Below are 20,930 nucleotides of genomic sequence, written 5' to 3' on the forward strand. Positions count from 1 at the left end.
TAAGGCAGCAAGGGCTATGGCAACAAAGCCTTATGGCAATAAAGCCTTGGGCACGCGATCGAAGCTGTAGCTTTGCGGCTGGTTGCGCCGGACGAAGCCGCCGACTTGCCAGATGAACAGCGCGGCAAAGCCGATGATGAACAGCGCGCCGGCGAATTCGCCGATCACCAGCGCGCGGATCAGCAGGCCCGTCATTGCCACCGCCAGCACGGCCAGGAACGCCAGCACCGCCGCATAGGTCCTGCGACCCAGACCCGCCGTGAGTGTGGCACGGCTGCCGGCCTTCGCCATCCGCGCGTGCAGGGCGATGATGAAATCGCGAAATCCATTGTCCTGCGGCGCCACCAGCGCCGGGGTCTGCCAGCTCGTCGACAGGATCCTGATGCGGCCGCCACCGGCATGGCTGACATCGGCGCGGAAGCGGTGCTGCTGCATCGACACCGGGCGGAACGACAAACTGACAGCGCTGATCTCGTCATAGGGCCACAGGCCGGAACGGCCGGAGATGTGCCAGGACAGCCCCTCGTCCGTCAGCTCGAAGCGATGCGCCGAGCCGATCAGCGACGCCTTGTAGGCGTAGCTCTCACCCGAAGGCACCTCAGCTTCCGAAACCTGCATCTCGGCAATCAACCCGTACCGCAATCCCGTCGGCGATCCGCTTGCACGATCGCCCTCGCCCATCCTACAAGCGGGACATGGCTGAGACGACCTTTTTCCGCGACGCCTGATTCTCGGCGCCGCAATGATCTCCGGCGTGCTGCTCGCGCTCGCGGTGCACATGCTGGGCGCGCGCTACGGCCTCGACCTCGGCGGCCTCTGGCACTCCGACACGCATGAGTTCATTCCCGCGGGCGCGGCGATCGCCTGGTGGCTGATCGCCACGGTCGGTTTTTCCGGCGGCTATTTTACCGCGACGTTGATGCAGAGCGCCGCCGACGGCCAGATCCCGCAGCGCATGCGCCAGTTCCTGATCGCGGTCGGCGTGCTCCTGCTCGCGGGTGCGGGCCAGGTGGCTTCGGCGCCAAGCCCGATCCCGACCGTCTCCGGCGTGCTCGCCGGGCTGGCCGCGCTCTGCCTTGGCGCGGTGATGGCGTTCTGCGGCGCGCATTTCGCGCTGCGCCGCGGCTGAACACGAAAACGCCGCGCGAAAAACCGCGCGGCGTTTCAAGCAGCAGCTTCGCGTTAGCTGGCGGCGCGCAGATTCACCTTGCTCTCGGCAAGCGTCGTCAGCTTCCTGTCGGTCGCCTTCTCCTCCTCGAGCGTCTTGGCGAGCACGGCCGCGCAATCGGTACGGCCAAGCTGCTTGGCCCAGGCGATCAGGCTGCCGTAACGGACGATCTCGTAATGCTCCGCGGCCTGCGCCGCGTTGATCAGCGCCGCGTCGAGCACCGCCTTGTCGGCGACTTCGCCGGCGGTCTCCTCGGCTTCCTCGATGATGCCGTCGATCGCCGGGCAATCAACCGCCTTGACCTGGGCGCCGTGCATCTTGAACACTTCCTCGAGGCGGGCGACGTGCTGCCTGGTCTCTTCGAGGTGCGTCAAAAGCCCTGCTTCAGCTGCGGATCGGTCGCCTTCTCCGCCATTTTCGGCAGCGCCTTGGTGAGCTGCTGTTCGGCGTAATAGATGTCCTGCAGCTGGTGCACGAACAAATCGTTCATCGTCTTGATGTCCTTGGTGAACAGTCCCATCGTTGCGGATCCTCTCGGGGTTCGGGAACACGACGGCAACGGCTCACAAGAAAAGCCGCATCTTCCGCCATGTTCGATTGCTGATGGGACGCTAACCATCGCGCGGCAGCGACGTTCCTAAAAAGCCCGCAAGGCTTGCGCTGGAACAATGCCGGCGAGGGTCGCAGTTGCGATCATGGCAACTTACGGACGCACGGTCCGCCCGCAACCTCGCGACTCATATGCTTAACGCGCCGGATGTGAACCACATATGACAAAAGCGGTTGCCGAACGCAGAACCTATCCTTGTCAAGGGCTGCACAAGTCGCTGTTTTTGCCTTAAATGAGCTACATCATGCCTAGCGATCGACGCCCAGTTCGGGCACTGATCGTACCCGACCGGCCAATGTCTGGCCCGGTCGGTCTTGCCCCCGCCGGGAGGATGAATGCACGGACTGCTGCCCGCGCTGAAACGCGGCTTCAAGAGATGGATCGGCTGGCGACGGCTCGGCATTGCCGCGAGCGTCTTCATCATCGCCTTTGCCGTCACCACGCTGGTGCGCACCCTCAAGGGGATCGATACCGGCGTCATCCTGACCGCGCTGACCGAAATCCCCCGCGCCAATATCGGGCTGGCGGCGATCTGCGTCGTCTTCGCGTTCTGTACGCTGACCTTCTACGACTTTTTGCGCTGCGAACGATCGGCAAGAAACACGTGCCCTATCGCATCGCAGCACTTTCCAGCTTCACGTCCTATTCGATCGGCCACAACATCGGCGCCACCGTGTTTACCGGCGGCGCGATCCGCTTCCGGATCTATTCGGATTACGGGCTGAACGCGATCGACGTTGCCAAGATCTGCTTCCTGTCCGGCCTGACCTTCTGGCTCGGTAACATCTTCGTGCTCTCGATCGGCATGGCCATCCATCCGGATGCCGCCACCTACATGGACCAGCTCCCTCCGTCGATCAACCGGCTGATCGCGATCGGCGGCCTGGTCTCGATCGGCGCCTATCTGGTCTGGCTGTGCATGGGCGAGAAGCGCCGCGAGCTCGGCCAGAAGGGCTGGAAGGTGGTGCTGCCGTCGGCGCCGCTGACGCTGGTGCAGATCATGATCGGCGTGGTCGATCTCGGCTTCTGCGCGCTGGCGATGTACCTGCTTGTGCCGGCCAATCCGCACATCGATTTCCTGTCGCTCTCCGTCGTGTTCATCCTGGCGACGCTGCTCGGCTTTGCCAGCCACGCCCCGGGCTCGCTCGGCGTGTTCGACGCCGCCATGCTGGTGGCGCTGCCCGAATTCGGCCGCGAGCAGCTGCTGGCGACCTTGCTGGTGTTCCGCATCCTCTATTTCGTGATCCCGTTCGGTCTGGCCATCTCCATCATGGGCGCGCGCGAGCTCTGGATGAACGTGGTCGAGCCCTGGCAGGAGCGACGGCGGCTGGCGGAGGCCTGCGCCCAGGCCAACCTTCCCAAGCAGGTGGCAGCGATGGAGCGCGAGCGGTCGCTGCGGCAGGCCAGCAAGCGTTAAGAGGCTGGACGGTCCAAACAAGGGTTGCGGGCGGCGCAGCAATCCTCTCTTATTTCCGCCTCAACTTTGCCGTTGAACACGCGGGCCATGATCGCTGTCTCCTTTCGTACCCTCGCCGCGGGCGCTCTGCTGCTCGTCGGGCTTCTGACGTCTTTGCCGCTCCAGCACGCCGCCGCGCAGGACGCCGGCGCGATGCAGATCAATTGGGAGGTGCGCAACCGCTTTCGCCTCTTTCGCGAAGAGCGCGACTTCCTGCTCCACGTCGAGAACGCGCGTAACCGCAGCATTCTCGCCGCCGAGCAGTCGCTGGAGCTGCAGAGCGAGGGCCGCGGCTGGGCTCGCAACATGGTCAACCGGCTCTGCATCGACCTGCAGGGCCGCGTCAACCAGCCCTGTACCCGGGACAACGTCAAAGAGAACTACATTACCCCGATCGACCATCCCGTCACGGTGCGCCTGACCGGCGCGGTCCCGGTCGGCGCCACCTGCGCCTGGTCGTTCGACGACGGCGACGGGCCACAACAATCGACCTTCGACTGCGCCGAGCCGATCAATCTGCGGGTCCGCTACGGCAAGCAGACGGTCGCAAGCGTGGACGTCTCCTCCGGCTCCGATCCGACACAGCGCGTCCAGACCGAGATCCAGGTTCGCGACATCTTCATTGCCGGGCTCGGGGACAGCATCGCCTCGGGCGAAGGCAATCCGGACCGGCCGCTGGCGCTGTCGGACGAAGGCTTCTGCTTCCGCTCCTATCTCGGCACCGCCGGTGCGCAGTATTACCGGCCGAGCCGCGCCGGCTACAAGGGCGGCCGTGCCTGCGAGGCGCCCGATACGCTCGCCAACTGGCAACGCTACGGCGCGCTCTGGTTGAACTCGCCCTGCCACCGTTCGCTCTACAGCTACCAGGCACGCACGGCGCTCGCCCTCGCGGTCCGCTACACCCACATCGCGGTGACCTTCCTCCCGCTCGCCTGCACCGGCGCCAGCATCAGTGATGGTCTGCTCGGTTCGCAGCGTGCCCGCGAATGCCCGCCCGGCAAAACCGGCGTCTGCAACACCAGTGTGAACGCGCAGGTCGCCGAGCTGCGCGAAGCGCTCACCGCCGCGAAGAAGCGCCAGCCCGACCGCAACCTCGACCTCGTGCTGCTTTCGGTCGGCGCCAACGATGTCTATTTCTCCGGCCTCGTCGCCGACGTCATCGTCGAGACCGCGACCGAACGCGCCATCTTCCGCCGCTCCGGCGTGATGGCGAGCGTCGATGATTCCCGCGACGCGCTCGCGCGCGAGCTGCCGCAGAATTTCGTCAAGTTGCGCGAGGCGTTGAAGCCGCTGGTCGGCGGCGACCTCTCGCACGTGGTCTATGTCTCCTACGCCAATCCCGCGCTCGCCGACGGCGGCGTGCCATGCCGCGGCGGCCGCGCCGGCTTCGACATCCATCCGTCCTTCAACGCCGACCCACAGCGTATCGCCCGCGTCTCGACTTTCGTCGACACCGAGTTCTTGCCGCAACTGAAGGGGCTCGCGACCTGCACGCGCGGCGCGCTGTGCCGCGATCCCGAAGCCGACCGCATGACCTTCGTGGATTCGCATCAGGCCGCGTTCGCCGATCACGGCTTCTGCGCTCATGCCGGCAACGATCCCGAATTCGACCGCACTTGCTTTGCCGAGAACGGCCGGAGCTTCAATCCGGATATCGTCAGCGCGGCGAGCCAGCCGATGCTGTGCGGTCGCGGCGCCTCCGAATATCGCGCCTACCTGCCCCGCGCTCGCTGGATCCGCGACGCCAATGACAGCTATTTCGCCGCGATGACCTATCCGCAGGGCCTGCCGGCGGCGAGCCAGCCGACCGATATCCACGACGCCACCTGGGGCGTGCTGTCGGCCGTCTATGGCGGCGCCGTACATCCGAGCGCCGAGGGCCACGCTGCGATGGCGGACGCCACGCTGCCGGCCGCGAGCGCGGTGCTGGGGCTCGATGCCGTGCCGCCGGGCGTGACGCGCGGGCTGCTGGCCCCGCTGCTAGGTACGCAGCAGTAGAAGCGAGAGCGAGCTCTCTCCCCACCCGCGTTGTCATCGCCCGCGAAAGCGGCCGATCCAGTACTCCGTGACAGCAGTGCTTGAATCGAGATGCCGCGGCGTACTGGATTTCCCGCCTTCGCGGGGAATGACCAGTGGAGCGCGGAGCACCTGCCGTTCCATCAATCCAAAAACGGCATCGATCGATACCCCCTTCAACTTGGACACTCCGCCGCGCGCACCTCTAGGAATCGCATGCCGCCGACCTCGAAATGGTGGTCGGCAGGATCCAGCGGGTGGTGCTCAAATGTTCCTCCTGGGCGCTCCAAAGGATCGGAGCGGGACAGGCAACTCAACGGCGGCTCAAAAAGCCGCCGTCTTTGTTCTGGGGATGATCGATGCTAGAAGTTCCGAGGAAGCGCCTTATCCATCTAAGACATGCATCGATGTTCGACCTCAACCAGCTCCGCTGTTTCGTCACTGTGGCCGAAGAACTGCATTTCGGCCGCGCCGCCGCGCGGCTGAACATGACCCAGCCGCCGCTGTCGCGGCAGATCCAAGTGCTCGAGCACATCATCGATGCGCCGCTGCTGGAGCGGACGAGCCGCTCGGTGCGGCTGACGCCGGCCGGACGCAGCTTCCTGCCGGAGGCACGCCGGATCCTGAAGCTTGCGGAGAGCGCTTCGCAGGTCGCCCGCCGCATCGCGCTCGGCAAGACCGGCTCGTTGAAGATCGGCTTTACGGCCGCCGCCGCCTACGGCTTCCTGCCCGAGTTGGTCGCGGCTTGCCGCGCCAAGTTGCCGGAGGTGGATTTTTCGCTGAAGGAGATGGTCTCGGGCGACCAGTTCGAAGCGCTCAGTTCCGGTCAGATCGACGCCGGCCTGCTCCGCCCGCCGATCGCGCGCCCCGAAGTGGCCAGCCGCCGCGTCGTCGCCGAACCCCTGCTCGCCGCGATCCCCAGGAAGCATCCGCTGGCGAATGCGGAGAGCATCACCATCAAGGATTTCGACGACCAGCCCTTCGTGATGTATTCGCCTTACGAGAGCCGCTACTTCCACGATCTGCTGGTGGCGCTGTTCACCCGCGCCGACGTGTTGCCGCGCTACGTCCAGCATCTCAGCCAGATCCACTCGATCCTCGCCATGGTCCGCGCCGGCCTCGGCCTTGCCATCGTGCCGGCCGCGGCTGCCGGGCTGAAGATCTCCGACGTCCGCCTGCGTCCCCTCAAGCTGCGCACGCGCCTTCCGGTGGAGCTATTCATGGTCTGGCGCCGCGACGACGAGAATCCGCTGCTGTCGGCCCTGGTCAAAATCGCCGGTGAATTGTCCTGCGCGGACCCGATGGAAGATTGATGCTGATTTCGCATTGGTCGATATAGGCTTTGGCTTGGACGCGCATCGAACGGTCTCCTAAACCACGGCGCATGGACGCGCAGGCTCGCGTCCTCCACAACACGAGGCAAGGGAGCCGCGCCTATGAGCAAGATGACCCCGCAGGAAATGGCCCAGAAGATCGGATCGGGCCTGCTGTCCTTCCCCGTCACACCATTCAAAGCGGACCATTCCTTCGACGAGGCGACCTACCGCGCCAACATGGACTGGCTGTGCGGCTATGATGTTGCAGGTCTGTTCGCCGCCGGCGGCACCGGCGAGTTCTTCTCGTTGACGGCGAGCGAAGTGCCGGAGATCGTCAAGATCGCCGTGGACGAGACCAAAGGCCGCGTGCCCGTGCTCGCCGGCACGGGCTACGGCACCGCCACCGCCCGCGAGATCGCTATTGGCGCAGAGAAAGCCGGCGCCGACGGCCTGTTGCTGCTGCCGCCCTATCTCACCCATTCGGAGCAGGACGGCCTTGCCGCCCATGTCGAGGCAGTCTGCGCCTCCGTGAAGATCGGCGTCATCGTCTACAACCGCGACAACGCCATCCTCCAGCCCGACACGCTCGCCCGCCTCGCCGAGCGCTGCCCGAACCTCGTCGGCTACAAGGACGGCATCGGCGACATCGAGCTGATGACCCGCGTCTACACCAAGCTCGGCGACCGCCTGACCTATATCGGCGGTCTGCCGACCGCGGAGACCTTCGCGCTGCCATATCTCGACATGGGCGTGACGACCTACTCCTCGGCCGTGTTCAACTTCGTTCCGGAATTCGCCACCAATTTCTACGCCGCGGTGCGCAAGCGCGACCATGCGACGATCCACGCCGGACTGAAGGACTTCATCCTGCCGCTGATCGCGATCCGCAACCGCAGGAAGGGTTATGCGGTTTCGATCATCAAGGCCGGCATGAAGGTGATCGGCCGCGATTCCGGCCCGGTCCGCCCGCCGCTGACCGACCTCACCGAGCAGGAGATCGCCGAGCTGGCCGCGCTGGTGAAGAATCTGCCCGCCATTCGATCGTCACAACAGGCTGCAGAATAACAGACGACAACAGGGAGGAGCGTGCGATGGCCGAAACCAAAATTTCTGGTGCACCGGTCGTTACGTCGATGCAGGTGATCCCGGTCGCCGGCCGTGACAGCATGCTCCTCAACCTCAGCGGCGCGCATGCGCCGTTCTTCACCCGCAACATCGTCATCCTCACCGACAATGCCGGCCACACCGGCGTCGGCGAGGTGCCGGGGAGCGAGAAGATCCGGCAGACGCTCCAGGATGCCCGAGATCTCGTGGTCGGCAAGACCGTCGGCGCGATGAACGACATCCTCGCCGACGTCCGCACCGCCTTCGCCGACCGTGATGCCGGCGGCCGCGGCAAGCAGACGTTCGACCTGCGCGTGATGATCCACGCGGTCACGGGGATCGAATCCGCGCTGCTCGACCTGCTCGGCCAGCATCTCGATCTGCCCGTTGCCGCCCTGCTCGGCGAAGGCCAGCAGCGCAACAGCGTCGAGACGCTCGGCTATCTCTTCTTCGTCGGCGACCGCCGGAAGAGCAAGCTCGACTACGTCAAGGGCGAGACCGGCAAGGCCGAATGGTTCAACCTCCGCCATCAGGAGGCGATGACGCAGGAAACCGTGGTGCGCCTCGCGGAAGCCACCCACGATCACTACGGTTTCGCGGACTTCAAGCTCAAGGGCGGCGTGCTGGACGGTGAGCAGGAGATCGAGGCCGTCACCGCGATCGCCAGGCGCTTTCCGAAGGCGCGCGTCACGCTGGACCCGAACGGTGCCTGGTCGCTGGATGAGGCGATCCGGCTCTGCAAGGACATGCACGGCATCCTCGCCTATGCCGAGGACCCCTGCGGCGCCGAGGCCGGCTTCTCCGGCCGCGAGATCATGGCCGAGTTTCGACGCGCAACCAGCCTGCCGACCGCCACCAACATGATCGCGACCGACTGGCGCCAGCTCTCCCATGCGCTGCGCTTGGGTGCGGTAGACATTCCGCTCGCCGATCCCCACTTCTGGACCATGCAGGGCTCGGTGCGCGTCGCCCAGACCTGCCGTGACAACGGCCTGACCTGGGGCTCGCACTCCAACAACCATTTTGACATTTCGCTCGCGATGTTCACCCATGTCGGTGCCGCCGCCCCCGGCAAGGTCACGGCGATCGACACCCACTGGATCTGGCAGGACGGCCAGGCGCTGACCAAACAGCCGCTCCGGATCAGGGGCGGCAAGATCGCGGTGCCGGAACGTCCCGGCCTCGGCATCGAGATCGACCGCGCAGCCATCGAGACCGCCCATGAGCTCTACAAACAGCATGGACTTGGCGCCCGTGATGACGCTATTGCCATGCAGGACTTGATCCCCGGCTGGACGTTTGACGACAAGCGCCCCTGCCTCGTGCGCTAGAAAATTTGGAGGAAGTGAGATGACTGCGATCCTGAAGAACTTCATCGGCGGCGAATGGGTCGACGGCTCCGGCGTCACCAGGAACATCAATCCTTCCAACACCAACGACGTCGTCGGCGAATACGCCAAGGCCGACAAGGCGCAGACCGAGAAGGCGATCGCCGCCGCCAAGGCCGCCTTCCCCGCCTGGGCGCAATCGACGCCGCAAGCGCGCTTTGACGCACTGAACAAGATCTCTCTCGAAATTCTCGCCCGCAAGGACGAACTCGGCCGTCTGCTGGCGCGCGAGGAAGGCAAGACGCTTCCGGAAGGCGTCGGCGAGGTCGCGCGTGCCGGCCAGATCTTCGCGTTCTTCGCCGGCGAGGCCCTGCGGCTGATCGGCGAAAAGGGCGCCTCCGTGCGTCCCGGTCTCGACGTCGAGCTCACGCGCGAGCCGGTCGGCGTCATCGGCATGATTACGCCCTGGAATTTCCCGATCGCGATCCCGGCCTGGAAGATCGCGCCGGCGCTCTGCTACGGCAATACGGTGGTGTTCAAGCCGGCTGAGCTGGTGCCGGGCTCCGCGCATGCGCTGTCCGAGATCATCACCCGCTCCGGCATTCCCGCCGGTGTGTTCAATCTCGTGATCGGCTCCGGCTCCGTCGTCGGCCAGACCCTGCTCGAACATCCTGATGTCGCCGCGATCTCCTTCACCGGCTCGGTGCAGACCGGACGCAAGATCGCCCAGGCTTGCGTGCTGTCGAACCCGATGAAGAAGTTCCAGCTCGAAATGGGCGGCAAGAATCCGCTGGTCGTGCTCGACGACGCCGACCTGAAGACTGCCGTCGAGGTCGCCGTCAACGGTTCCTATTTCTCCACGGGACAGCGCTGCACCGCCTCCTCCCGCCTGATCGTGACCGAAGGCATCCACGACCGCTTCGTCGCCGCGATGGCCGAACGATTGAAGAGCCTCTCGGTCGACGACGCGCTCAAGACCGGCGTGCATATCGGCCCCGTCGTCGACCAGAGCCAGCTCGACCAGGACCTGCGCTACATCAAGATCGGCCAGGACGAGGGCGCCAAGCTCGCCTTCGGCGGCGAGCTGCTCAAGCGCGAGACGCCCGGCCACTACCTCCAGCCGGCGCTGTTCACCGAAGCCAACAACAACATGCGTATCGCGCGCGAGGAAATCTTCGGCCCCGTCGCCGCGGTCATCCGCGCCAAGAATTACGACGAAGCGCTGGCGATCTCCAACGACACCGAGTTCGGCCTCGCTTCCGGCATCTGCACGTCGAGCCTGAAATATGCCTCGCACTACAAGCGCAACAGCGAGTCCGGCATGGTGATGGTCAATGTGCCGACCGCCGGCGTCGACTATCACGTCCCGTTCGGCGGCCGGAAGGGCTCGAGCTACGGCGCCCGCGAGCAGGGCTCCTATGCGCGCGAGTTCTACACGACGGTGAAGACGGCTTATACCTTTCCGGGCTGAAACCCCGTAGGGTGGGCAAAGCGAAGCGTGCCCACCGCCTACGCTTGACGTGAAGCATGGTGGGCACGGCGCGTTGCGCCTTTGCCCACCTACGACTTCGGCTTCTGAGGCAAAGCAAATGGACCAGGACGTCGCCGCGAAAGAGCAGCCCCGCTACATCAAGCTCAACGAGCGCGACAATGTCGCGATCGTGGTCAATGATTTCGGGCTTCCCGCCGGCTCGCGCTTCGCCAGCGGCCTGACACTGCGCGCCTTCGTGCCGCAAGGGCACAAGACGGCGCTGGTCGACATCGCGGAAGGCGCCCCGATCGTCCGCTATGGCGAGGTCATCGGCCACGCGCTGTCGCAGATTCTGGCCGGAGAATGGGTGGATGAGGCGCGCATCCGCATGCCGGAGGCTCCTGCCCTCGACAAGCTCGAAATCTCCACCGCCGTCCCCGCGCCGCTGCCGCCGCTCGAAGGTTTCACCTTCGAGGGCTTTCGCAACACCGACGGTTCGGTCGGCACCAAGAACATCCTCGGCATCTCCTCCTCCGTGCAATGCGTCAAGGGCACGATGGAATATGCGGTCAAGCGCATCCGCGCCGAACTGCTGCCGAAGTACCCGAACGTCGATGACGTCGTGCCGCTGACGCACGCCTATGGCTGCGGGGTCGCCATCAATGCCCCCGATGCGATCGTGCCGATCCGCACGCTGCAGAACATCGCGCAGAACCCGAATTTCGGCGGCGAGATTCTGGTCATCAGCCTCGGCTGCGAAAAGCTCGCGCCGGAGCGGCTGGTGCCGGAAGGCGTCAGTGACGCCATCGTGCGGATGCAGGACGAAGCCTTCGACGGCTTTGGCGCGATCGTCGATGCGATCATGACCCAGGCCGAAGCCCGCCTGAAAATCCTCAACACCCGCACGCGCGAGACCTGTCCGGCCTCGGACCTCGTCATCGGCCTGCAGTGCGGCGGCAGCGACGCGTTCTCCGGCGTCACGGCGAACCCCGCCGTCGGCTTTGCCGCCGACCTCTTGGTGCGCGCCGGCGCCACCGTGATGTTCTCCGAGGTCACCGAAGTACGCGACGCGATCCAGTTGCCGACGCGCCGCGCCATCAACGAGGACGTCGGCCGCGCGCTGGTGCGCGAGATGGCCTGGTACGATTCCTATCTCGCCCGCGGCGGCGCCGATCGCAGCGCCAACACCACGCCCGGCAACAAGAAGGGCGGCCTCGCCAACATCGTCGAGAAATCATTGGGCTCGATCGTCAAGTCCGGCTCGAGCGCCATCACCGGCGTGCTCTCGCCCGGCGAGAAGGCGACGCAGAAGGGCATGCTGTTCGCGGCGACGCCCGCGTCAGACTTCATCTGCGGCACGCTCCAGCTCGCCTCCGGCATGACACTGCAAGTGTTCACCACCGGCCGCGGCACGCCCTACGGCCTTGCGGCCGCGCCCGTGATCAAGGTCGCGACCCGCACCGAGCTTGCGCGCCGCTGGAAGGACCTGATCGACTTCGACGCGGGCGGCATCGCCACCGGCGAGAAGACCATCGAGGAAACCGGCTGGGACCTGTTCCGCCTGATCCTCGACGTCGCCAGCGGCCGGACCAAGCCGTGGTCGGACCGCTGGGGTATCCACAATGATCTCACGCTGTTCAACCCGGCGCCGGTGACCTGAGGACAATAACCCCCCGGTCACTGACCATCGATCAGGTGCATATCACCCAGCGTGACCGGCAGGCTGCGCGTGATGAGATCCGCAATCGCCGCGCGCAGCCGGTCGTTCGCAGCCGGGCCTTCAAACGTCTCGTCGACCGGCCCGCTTGGACCCGCAAGCCGCATGGTCCCCGTGTTGTCGAGCGGCGCGGCGGCACGCTTCTCGATCACGTCGAATGATTTCCCCTCGATCACACGCACCTCATACAACGCGTGGATGAGGCCGTAGTCCGCAAGCAGCGTCCGATATTGAGCGAGCCCGACGCCCTCGACGTTGCGACCGTTTCCGAGTTTCGATCTCGCCCGGGTGATCACGATATAGGCGTCCAGCCCCTGCGGAGCGACATCGGTGCGAACCAGCTCCTTGAAGGGATCGCTGCGCAGCAGATTGACGGGCGCGACCGCCGAATCCCGAATCGCGGCGAATGCCGCACGCCGGTAGCTCACCGGCTGCACACGATAGCGATTGCTTAGCAGCCTGGTCACCTGCTGGACGATCAGCTCGTCCAGGCCCCATGCGCCGATCGAGGCACTTTGCCCGGCGTTGGCGATGCCGGTCAGGCCGGCCTGCGTCAGGCTCATCTCCTCGCCGATGGCCGAGACGATGCCGACGGTCTTGATCGCCTGAAGTTTCGTCGCGCGCGTCTCGAACGCCGCGGCGGCGCTGAGAGCGACGGACGCGACCGCGAGGCCAATCCACAGAGCAACAATGCGGCGCATGGCGACCTATCGAATCCTGAAGTCGAACGAATAGGACGCGCCGAGGCCGACGGTGGTCTGGTTCGACGATCCCCGCAGCTTCACCAGCGGGCTGTCGGCGGCATCGCCGAGCAGCTTCTGGTACTCGACATAGGCATGGACCTCCCACTGCGGATTGAAGCGATAGGAGATCTGGCTGCCGAAGCCGACCGAATGTGCGCCGCCCCTGGCATCGTAGTTCGGCAATCCCGATGCTGCCGCCTGCACCGCATCGACGCCGAAATACGGCGCGGTCGCCTTGGTGCTTTTCCAGGTGAAACGCGGGCCGGCCGAAATCGTCAGCCGTTGGATCAGCGGCACGATGACGTCGGCGGACACATCCGCCACCGTGCCGGTATGGCCGCCCATGCCTTGGCGCAATTCGCTGCGCAGGCGCAGCCAGTCGACCGGAAAATATTCGACGAAGCCGCCGAGCTCGTATGCGGCCTTGACGTCGCCGAGGCCGGTCAGCTCGGCATATTTGTCGCTCTTGCGCGATGAGACGTATTTGAACGCAGGCCCTGCGCGAAAATTGCCGACGTCGAGCAGCGCAATGCTGGCGCTGTCTCGCGGCCCGCGAAACTGGTCGACCGATCCGGCACGGCGAATGGAGAAGATCGGGACCGGAAGAGCCTTCCCGTTGTTCGATCCGACGAAATCCGGCGCGTACTCTCCGCCGATGCCGACCATGACGGTCCAGTTGCCGGAAGGCGAAGGCAGCATCGGCACGTCGAACGGCGGGGCCGGCAGCGTGAACGCGGTTTGCGCCGAAGCCGACGGAGGGATCGCCGTGACCGCGCCGAGTGCGGCGAGGAAGGCGGTTGTTCGCCGCGCAGTGGCCGCAAGGCGGAAGGCGGCTTCGTCAAGATGCTTCATTACGGGGCCCCGGACCGGCCTTGCTGGCCTGATCGACTGGTGTGATTGGAGCCACAGCATGTGATCCGGCAAAATTGCCCCAAGATTGCAGGGCGGAACCACCGGCCCTATTCCGCTCCCGACGCACGCACCGCCGGATCAACATTGCCCGAACATTGCACGACCGCCACTCCGCTCCGAAACTTCGGCCGCCGGCGCCTTTCAGCCCCCTCGTTCCTGCCTTTTATTCGCCTCGCTCGCTGCCTTAATGGGGAACCCTGCGCACGAGCCGAAACGCCAGACTTCGGCCAGGGAGCGTCACGGTCAGGGTTCGATTGCCCCAGCAGAGTCAAGGACGACCCGCGTGCGCTCCCTCGTGATCGAAGACGAACCGCAGATCGGCGCCTATGTCAGTCGCCTGCTCGGGCAATTGCACGGTGTCGTCGACCTGGTCGGCTCGATCGCCGACGCCCGTCAGGCGCTGGACAATTTCAAATACGATCTAGCGATCGTCGACCGGATGCTGCCCGACGGAGATGCGCTCCAGGTCGTCACGGCGCTGAGCCAGTCGCCTGACCGCCCGGCGATCATCATGCTGACGTCCAAGGACGCCAAGGAAGACGTCGTCGATGGCCTCAACAGCGGTGCCGACGACTATCTCGGCAAGCCGTTCGAGCCTCAGGAATTGATCGCGCGGGTGCGCGCGGTACTGCGACGGCCCCGGCTGCTCGCCCCCTCGGTGCTGTCGCTCGGCAATGTCGAGCTGCACCTCGGCAGCAACGAGGCTGTGGTCGCCGGCACGAGGATCCTGCTGCGGCGGCGCGAGGCGCTGATCCTCGGCGCGCTGCTGATGCGCCGCGACCGCGTCATCACACGCACCGCCTTGATCGAGGAGATCTACGGCTTCGACGACGAGATCGAATCCAACACGCTCGAAGCGCAGGTCTCGCGCTTGAGAAAGAAGCTGACCGAGCTCGGCGGCGATGTCGAGATCCGCAGCATGCGAGGCATCGGTTACATCCTGCGGCTGGCAAAACCGCGATGACGTCAATCGCCCGGACGTTCGCGCTGTCGCTCGGTATCGCAGCGACGACGATCTTCCTGATCATGCTCGGTATCTTCATCTCGCGCTATCCGATGGAGGAGCGCGAGTTCAGGGCTTGCCGGGTGGTCGCGGCCATTCTCGATCGTGCGACGGTGATCGAAGAGAAACACCTGACGATACGTCAGACTCCCGGGCTGGAGGAGCTCGAAGCGGACAGTCCGAACCTCTGGTACGTCGTGTCCGCGGGCGACATGATCAGCGAGTACGGCAGCGAACGCCGTCCGGCCCTTCCGTTCGCATTTCCCTATCACGGCCCCATCGGCTCTTCAGTCTTCAACACGCTCGATCAGAAGAGCACCTTCTGTCTCGCCGTCATGCAACGAGGCCCGCTGCAGCTCGCGATGATGGTCGGCGAGCCTCAGGTTCGCTTTGGGCGGATCGCCAGGAGCTTCCTTGCCCGCAGTGTATTTTCGATCTTCCTGCTGGCACTGGCCTTTGCGGCGACCGTCGCGATCGGCTCGGCGCTGGCCGCTCGTTTTGTCTCACGGGGCATCGAACGTGTCGCGCGTCGCGCGCTCGCGATCGACCCATCGGCGCCGCAAGGCCTGATATCCCTGTCCGAAGTCCCCCACGAGCTGAAGCCGCTGGTCGAGGCGCTGAACCGCGCCTTTGGCGAGATCGACGCCTATATCCGGATGCAGCGCCGCTTTCTCGGCAACGCCGCCCATCAGCTCCGCACGCCGCTGACGCTGCTGCGCGCGAAGATCGAGGACGTGCCCGACCCGGAGCTGAAGGTCGAACTGGTGCGGGACGTCCGCCGCCTCACCTCGCTGGTCTCGGCGATGCTCGATCTGGCGCGGCTGCAAAATCATGCGATCGAGAAGCGCCCGATTGATCTTGCCGCGATCGCGCTGGACGTGCTGGCCGATTTCGGCCCCTCGGCGCTCGACGCCGGCATCGAGCTCGTGCTGGAGCGGGCACACGAAGGTCCGTTCATGGTGCAAGGCGTGGACGCGGCCATCCGCAGCGCGCTCGCCAATCTCGTCGGCAACGCACTCATCCACGCCCATGGCGCGCGGCGCATCGCAGCCACGCTCAGCCGCGGCAGTATCTCGATCGATGATGACGGCGCGGGCCTGCCCGATGGCGCCGAGCACAGGCTGCTCGAGCCGTTCCAGACCGGCAACGGCGCGGGCGATGGCGCCGGCCTCGGCCTGTCGATCGTTCGCGAGATCATGGCTGCCCACCGCGGCGAGCTCGTCATCTCCTCCGTATCCGGCCGCGGCACGACGATGAGCCTGCGCTTTCCCGAGGCCGGTGCAACCACCGGGTCTCCTCAACTCGATCTGCAGGCGAACTGACTGCCCCTCGCATGAAACCGTGCGGAAACATTGGCGCAAAAAACGTCCTGCCTGTTTCATCCCATCGCATCATGCAATCAAATAGATCCGCAGGCGGCGGCCCAATGTTCGCACACGGGCGAACCCGGTGCGGCATTGCCGCGACCAAACCTCCGATTGATATCTTCAACGGAGATTTTCCAATGCGTGTTCTCTCACTGATTGCCGTTGCCGGCGCCATGATTGCGAGCTCGGCCGGTGCCTTCGCCGGCGAACTTCCCGCTTACGAAATCCAGTCGTTTCCGATCTCGGCGACGCAAGTGCAGGTCCTCGGTGGCGCCGGAGTCGAGGAACAGTCGCCTGCGCCCGCGATGATCGTCGCCGGCATGCCCGCCTCACCCGCGCAAATTTCGGTGCTGTCGCCGCGCGTCAAGCGACTCGCCAGCGCGGCTTCGGAGAGCGCAGCGCGCTGAATGCCGCTTGTCAATTCCGGGGCGCGCCGCCCCGGAGCAACCTCTACGTCATGCTGCCGGGCATGAAGCAGCGCACGCGCGGGTGACCGTCGATGTAGTGTTTCCACACCATGGTGCGGCCGATCTTGTTCGGCTCTGTGATCACGGCACCGTCGGGCACGACGACCCATTCGTCGTCAAGATGCACGCGGTAGCGGCCCTTGTCGGACTCCCAGTCGACATCGGCGACCACGTAGCCGTCGGCATCCGAGCAACATTGCCCGAATTCGCTGTGCAGGCTCTCGAACCAGGGCTTTAGAGGCGAGTTGGCATAACGTCCATCGTCGCGCGCAAGCGCCGATGTCGCCAGAAGCGCCGTCAGCCCAAGCAGCGTCGCCGCAGACACTCTTCCAAGTCTCATACTTGCAGGTCTCATGTCGTGTTCCCGCGGATCGAGGTCATCGCGGGGGCGCGCAATGCCGCTCACGCTGCGCGCGGTTGGAGATGCGCGGCGCCGACGACTCGCTCCCCCAGTTGCTTTGCCACAGCTATGCAAATCGGGCGCCAACGCGCATTCCGGGGAACTACTGGCGCGACGCCTCAGCGGTGACGCGCACGCCGCATGTGTGACAGGCCGGCGATTTGGGCAATGTTTCAGAGGCTTTCCTTGTTGCGTCAGGACGTGTACGAAGCTGCGGCGGGCGCGGATGGCATCGTTTAACCGACTGTTTTGAATGGAAGAATTGGGTGTTGGCGTGACTGGCATCGGACCGTCGGCGCGATGAGTGGTTCGAAAGACCTGCTTCCCAGCCAGGACCCGACCGATTTGCCCGCAAACCAGGTGCAGTTTGCGCTGGTGATCTCGCGCATGCTCGAAACGGTGAAGGGCGACGCGGAGGCCAGGCGGCAGATGGTCTACGATCTTGCCCGCTACAAGCTCCAGGAGCAGTTCACCTACGCCGACGCGAAGAACATCGACCAGATGAAGCGGGCCCTCGAGGTTGCGATCGAGGAGGTCGAGAAGTTCTCGCGTGACGAGGCGCCGCTGGAGCGCCTGCCGTCGCAGCAACTCACATCGTCAAAGGAGACCGGCGGTCTTCTGGTATCCGGCGAGGCCACCGTTATGCGACCCGGGATCGGCATGTCCCGCAGAGAGCTGCCCGTGAACGCGGGCCCGCTGCTGCCGATGATCAAGCGGACAGCGGCCATCCTGCTTGTCGTCGGCGCAGTCGTCCTGATCGTCTCGCAGCGAGACAATATCGCCGCGCTGCGCCGGCAGATCTCGTCGCAGGCCCCGGAGATCGCATTGGTCGCGCCCAAGCCGGAGACGACGGTCACCGTCGCCAAGCCGGAAATGGTGCCCGCCGTCCCGCCTCCCCCAACGCGCGTGCTGCCGACCGACTACGGCATCTACGCCCTGATCGACGACAAGTCGCTGGCGGAGTTGAATCCGACAGGCATTGCGGCGCCCGACATGCGGATCGGAATTTCGGCCGCATTCAAGAGGCCCGATCGGCCCCATCTGCCAAACGGCCGCGTCAAGTTCATCGTATTCCGCCGCGAAGCAGTCAATTCGATCCCGGCTCGCGTCGAGATTCGGATGGTGGCGAGGATCGCCAGAGAGTTTTCGACCGACGCGGCAGGCAAGACACCGGGTGGCGGAGACGATGTTGCCGTCATCCGCAACGTCTCCTATCCGCTCCGGGTGTCACCGGTCTCAGGGACCCCCGAAATGTACGAGCTTCACACCGGCGATTCCGGGCTCGAGCTTGCGCCGGGATATTACGTCCTGAGCCTCGGCACGCAAGCCTACTATTTCCAGGTCGACGGCGAGATCACCGATCCCCGGCAGTGCCTGGAGAAGGTTGTCGCCGGCAACGGCACGTTCTATGCGCCGTGCAAGAAGGCGCGGACGTACTGACGTTTCCCAAAACTGACGCAGCCTACTGTTTCGGCGCCGGCGCCATCATCGCGCCGCCCTTCTTGGCGGCGGGCGCAGGCTTGGTCGTCGCGGCGGTGGTCGCCTGTGCCGGAAGATATTTGGCGACGATGGCGGGATCGACCTGAGCGATGTTGGCGTCAGGCAGGCGCGTCCAGGTTTCGTCCTTGCCGAACAGCGAAATGCCGAGGAAGCCGCGCATGGTCAGCGTCTGGCCATCGGGGCTCACCGTCATCTTGGCCTTCCAGATGTTACCGTCGCGCGGATTGACCACGTTGCCGCCCTCATACTTCAAGCCGTCACGCTTCATGTCGCGGATGAAGGAGAGGCCGAGCACCGGCGCGTTCTTGCGATCGTCGGTGCATTTGGAGCAGATCTCGTTCGGATCGTCGCCCGGGCGCGGGAAGGTCTTTGCGATCACGCCTTCGAAGATGCCGTTGTGGTCGATGAAGAGAAACCATCCCACCGTCTTGCCGTCTTCGACCTTCTGCCACAGCCCCGCAGCCGTCGGCTGCTGTGCCTGCGCGGCGGCAGGCCCCACCGCACTGAGCGACAGCGCGAGCGCGAGGAGCGAGAGCAGCCGAAAGCTGAAAAAGAGATTTCGCATTATGATCACCTTGCTGAGCCGCCACTGCAATGGCCGCAGACTACGGCGATTTCGCGAACGGTTCCAGCACCAGAAACATGGGGCACCGCATCTCGTTCCCGGTGCCGTCAGTTGACACCGAGCTTTTTTGCAGGCTGGAGGACGAAGTCGTGTATTGGAACACGAGCCGCTTCTCCGGATAGACGTAGCGATGGGCTTTTTGCGACATCAGCGCGCCCTCGTGGAAGCCGCACAGGATCAGCTTGATCTTGCCCGGATAGGTGTTGATGTCGCCGATGGCGAAGATGCCCGGCACGTTGGTCTCGAACGCGGAGGTCTCGACCGGCACGAGATTGTTCTCGAGCCGCAATGCCCCAGTTCGCGACCGGACCAAGCTTCATGGTCAGCCCGAAGAATGGCAGCATGGTATCGCAGGAAATCTCGGTCACGCTGTTGTCGTTGCCCTTGACGGTGGCGCCGGTCAGCTTGCCCTCGGCGCCCGAGAGCGCGGTGACCTGGCCGAGCCGCAGGTCCATCTTGCCACCCGCGACCAGCGCGCGCATCTGTTCGACGCTGTGGGGCGCGGCACGAAAATCGTCGCGACGATGCAGCAGCGTGATGCGCTTGGCGATCGGATGCAGATTGAGCGTCCAGTCGAGCGCGGAATCGCCGCCACCGACGACCAGCACGTTCTTGTCGCGGAAATTTTCCATCTTGCGAACGGCGTAGTGCACCGAGGTGCCTTCATAGGCCTCGATCCCCGGCACCGGCGGACGCTTCGGCTGGAACGAGCCGCCGCCGGCCGCGATCACCAGCACCTTGCATTCGAACACCTTGCCGGCGTCGGTGGTGCAGCGGAATCCGGGATCGCCGATCTTCTCCACCGTCTCGATCATCTCGCCGAGGTGGAAGGTCGGATGGAACGGCTTGATCTGTTCCATCAGCGCATCGGTGAGACCCTGGCCCGAAACCTGGGGAATGCCGGGAATGTCGTAGATCGGCTTTTCCGGATACAGCTCGGCGCACTGGCCGCCGACCTTGTCGAGGATGTCGACGAAATGTGCCTTCATGTCGAGAAGGCCAAGCTCGAAGGCGGCGAACAGACCGCAGGGGCCGGCGCCAATAATCAGCACATCGGTTTTGATCACGTCGCTCATGTCGTCTCTTCATCGGTTGGACGGCGCCCGGCGGGCAGAGGTGACCCTGCCTGTCTAGCCAACGGGGATGGATCAGGGAAGGCATAAAAGCGGTAGCGCCCCGCAGCCGCCCCCACTTGCCGGGTCAGGATAACTGGGCTGTAACGGGATGCGATATGATGGAGATCAATCGGTGAACGCACCAAGCCGCCTCGATACGACGCCGCGCCTCGAGGACTTCCCTTTTCGCCTCGGTGACAATGTCCGCTTCGGCGATCTTGATCCGAACCAGCACGTCAACAACGCGGTCTACGCCACCTATTTCGAGACCGGCCGTGTCACGCTGATGAAGCTTCCCGAATACGGGCTGACCCCGCCGGGCCTTGCCTGGATCATGGTGCGGCTCGACATGCATTTTCGCGCCGAACTGCATTGGCCCAACACGATCGAGCTTGGGCTCGGCGTGGTGAAGCTGGGACGGACGTCAGTGACCTTCGAACAGGTCGTGTTCTCGAACGGAAAGTGCATCGCGTCGGCGACGTCGGTCGGCGTCCTGCTCGACGAGGTGACGCGCCGGCCCGCGGCGCTGACTGCGGAAGTGCTCGAGAAGCTCAGACCCTGGCACAAGCGCGGCATCGAGGTCGCGCCGCCGGGCACGTAGAGAGCAAGAAG

At 64.9% G+C, this 20,930-nt stretch carries 17 protein-coding genes and 3 pseudogenes; 13 read left to right on the forward strand and 7 right to left on the reverse strand.

The window, feature by feature from the left end; all coding sequences use genetic code 11:
* Positions 1-30: 30 nt before the first annotated feature.
* On the reverse strand, positions 31-618 hold the full coding sequence (locus tag ACQ86E_RS02845) for a hypothetical protein (protein ID WP_431204093.1): 588 nt from the start codon (positions 616-618) through the stop codon (positions 31-33).
* A gap of 124 nt (positions 619-742) precedes the next feature.
* Between ACQ86E_RS02845 and ACQ86E_RS02850 the strand changes: the two genes are divergently transcribed.
* Complete coding sequence (locus ACQ86E_RS02850) at positions 743-1,129, forward strand: hypothetical protein (protein WP_431204094.1); 387 nt, start codon at positions 743-745, stop codon at positions 1,127-1,129.
* 53 nt (positions 1,130-1,182) lie between these two features.
* Here ACQ86E_RS02850 and ACQ86E_RS02855 read toward each other — a convergent pair.
* Positions 1,183-1,688 (reverse strand): annotated as a pseudogene (locus tag ACQ86E_RS02855) (ferritin-like domain-containing protein).
* Between the two features lie 425 nt (positions 1,689-2,113).
* On the opposite strand from ACQ86E_RS02855, the pseudogene ACQ86E_RS02860 reads away from it, so the two are divergent.
* From ACQ86E_RS02860 to garD, 7 genes and pseudogenes are all read left to right on the forward strand, one after another.
* Positions 2,114-3,195 (forward strand): annotated as a pseudogene (locus tag ACQ86E_RS02860) (lysylphosphatidylglycerol synthase transmembrane domain-containing protein).
* An 87-nt stretch (positions 3,196-3,282) separates the two neighbouring features.
* Positions 3,283-5,232 (forward strand): hypothetical protein, encoded by a 1,950-nt coding sequence (locus ACQ86E_RS02865; protein ID WP_431204095.1) that lies wholly within the window; start codon positions 3,283-3,285, stop codon positions 5,230-5,232.
* Between the two features lie 425 nt (positions 5,233-5,657).
* Entirely contained in the window at positions 5,658-6,563 is a 906-nt protein-coding gene (locus ACQ86E_RS02870; RefSeq protein WP_431204096.1) for a LysR substrate-binding domain-containing protein, read from the forward strand.
* A 123-nt stretch (positions 6,564-6,686) separates the two neighbouring features.
* The gene (kdgD, locus tag ACQ86E_RS02875; RefSeq protein WP_431204097.1) at positions 6,687-7,631 is read left to right on the forward strand and encodes a 5-dehydro-4-deoxyglucarate dehydratase; all 945 of its coding nucleotides are present in this window, start codon (positions 6,687-6,689) and stop codon (positions 7,629-7,631) included.
* Positions 7,632-7,657: 26 nt separating this feature from the next.
* Entirely contained in the window at positions 7,658-9,001 is a 1,344-nt protein-coding gene (gudD, locus tag ACQ86E_RS02880; RefSeq protein ID WP_431204098.1) for a glucarate dehydratase, read from the forward strand.
* 19 nt (positions 9,002-9,020) lie between these two features.
* Entirely contained in the window at positions 9,021-10,469 is a 1,449-nt protein-coding gene (locus tag ACQ86E_RS02885; RefSeq protein WP_431204099.1) for an aldehyde dehydrogenase family protein, read from the forward strand.
* Positions 10,470-10,587: 118 nt separating this feature from the next.
* Entirely contained in the window at positions 10,588-12,129 is a 1,542-nt protein-coding gene (gene garD, locus ACQ86E_RS02890; protein ID WP_431204100.1) for a galactarate dehydratase, read from the forward strand.
* A gap of 17 nt (positions 12,130-12,146) precedes the next feature.
* Here garD and ACQ86E_RS02895 read toward each other — a convergent pair whose 3' ends face one another.
* Positions 12,147-12,887, reverse strand: a complete 741-nt coding sequence (locus tag ACQ86E_RS02895; RefSeq protein WP_431204101.1) for a hypothetical protein — start codon at positions 12,885-12,887, stop codon at positions 12,147-12,149.
* Positions 12,888-12,893: 6 nt separating this feature from the next.
* On the reverse strand, positions 12,894-13,781 hold the full coding sequence (locus ACQ86E_RS02900; protein WP_431204102.1) for a MipA/OmpV family protein: 888 nt from the start codon (positions 13,779-13,781) through the stop codon (positions 12,894-12,896).
* Between the two features lie 343 nt (positions 13,782-14,124).
* Between ACQ86E_RS02900 and ACQ86E_RS02905 the strand changes: the two genes are divergently transcribed.
* The 3 genes from ACQ86E_RS02905 to ACQ86E_RS02915 all read left to right on the forward strand — a co-directional run bounded on the left by ACQ86E_RS02905 (position 14,125) and on the right by ACQ86E_RS02915 (position 16,618).
* The gene (locus ACQ86E_RS02905) at positions 14,125-14,805 is read left to right on the forward strand and encodes a response regulator transcription factor (protein WP_431204103.1); all 681 of its coding nucleotides are present in this window, start codon (positions 14,125-14,127) and stop codon (positions 14,803-14,805) included.
* The gene (locus ACQ86E_RS02910; RefSeq protein WP_431204104.1) at positions 14,802-16,166 is read left to right on the forward strand and encodes a sensor histidine kinase; all 1,365 of its coding nucleotides are present in this window, start codon (positions 14,802-14,804) and stop codon (positions 16,164-16,166) included. Before ACQ86E_RS02905 ends, ACQ86E_RS02910 begins: the two co-directional genes overlap by 4 nt.
* Before the next feature lie 182 nt (positions 16,167-16,348).
* The gene (locus ACQ86E_RS02915; RefSeq protein ID WP_431204105.1) at positions 16,349-16,618 is read left to right on the forward strand and encodes a hypothetical protein; all 270 of its coding nucleotides are present in this window, start codon (positions 16,349-16,351) and stop codon (positions 16,616-16,618) included.
* Between the two features lie 43 nt (positions 16,619-16,661).
* Here ACQ86E_RS02915 and ACQ86E_RS02920 read toward each other — a convergent pair whose 3' ends face one another.
* On the reverse strand, positions 16,662-17,018 hold the full coding sequence (locus ACQ86E_RS02920) for a hypothetical protein (protein WP_431204106.1): 357 nt from the start codon (positions 17,016-17,018) through the stop codon (positions 16,662-16,664).
* Positions 17,019-17,378: 360 nt separating this feature from the next.
* Here ACQ86E_RS02920 and ACQ86E_RS02925 point away from each other — a divergent pair, with 360 nt between their 5' ends.
* Positions 17,379-18,518: a hypothetical protein gene (locus ACQ86E_RS02925; RefSeq protein WP_431204107.1), complete on the forward strand. Its 1,140-nt coding sequence runs from the start codon at positions 17,379-17,381 to the stop codon at positions 18,516-18,518.
* Positions 18,519-18,540: 22 nt separating this feature from the next.
* On the opposite strand, the gene ACQ86E_RS02930 is transcribed toward ACQ86E_RS02925, so the two are convergent.
* Both ACQ86E_RS02930 and ACQ86E_RS02935 read right to left on the reverse strand, forming a co-directional pair.
* Positions 18,541-19,143, reverse strand: coding sequence for a DUF2147 domain-containing protein (locus tag ACQ86E_RS02930; RefSeq protein ID WP_431204108.1), 603 nt, complete (start codon positions 19,141-19,143; stop codon positions 18,541-18,543).
* 107 nt (positions 19,144-19,250) lie between these two features.
* Positions 19,251-20,279: pseudogene (locus tag ACQ86E_RS02935) on the reverse strand (NAD(P)/FAD-dependent oxidoreductase).
* A 172-nt stretch (positions 20,280-20,451) separates the two neighbouring features.
* Here ACQ86E_RS02935 and ACQ86E_RS02940 point away from each other — a divergent pair.
* On the forward strand, positions 20,452-20,919 hold the full coding sequence (locus tag ACQ86E_RS02940; RefSeq protein ID WP_431204109.1) for an acyl-CoA thioesterase: 468 nt from the start codon (positions 20,452-20,454) through the stop codon (positions 20,917-20,919).
* The last annotated feature ends 11 nt before the right edge of the window (positions 20,920-20,930 follow it).

This window comes from Bradyrhizobium betae (assembly GCF_050632175.1).
Lineage (GTDB): Bacteria > Pseudomonadota > Alphaproteobacteria > Rhizobiales > Xanthobacteraceae > Bradyrhizobium > Bradyrhizobium betae_B.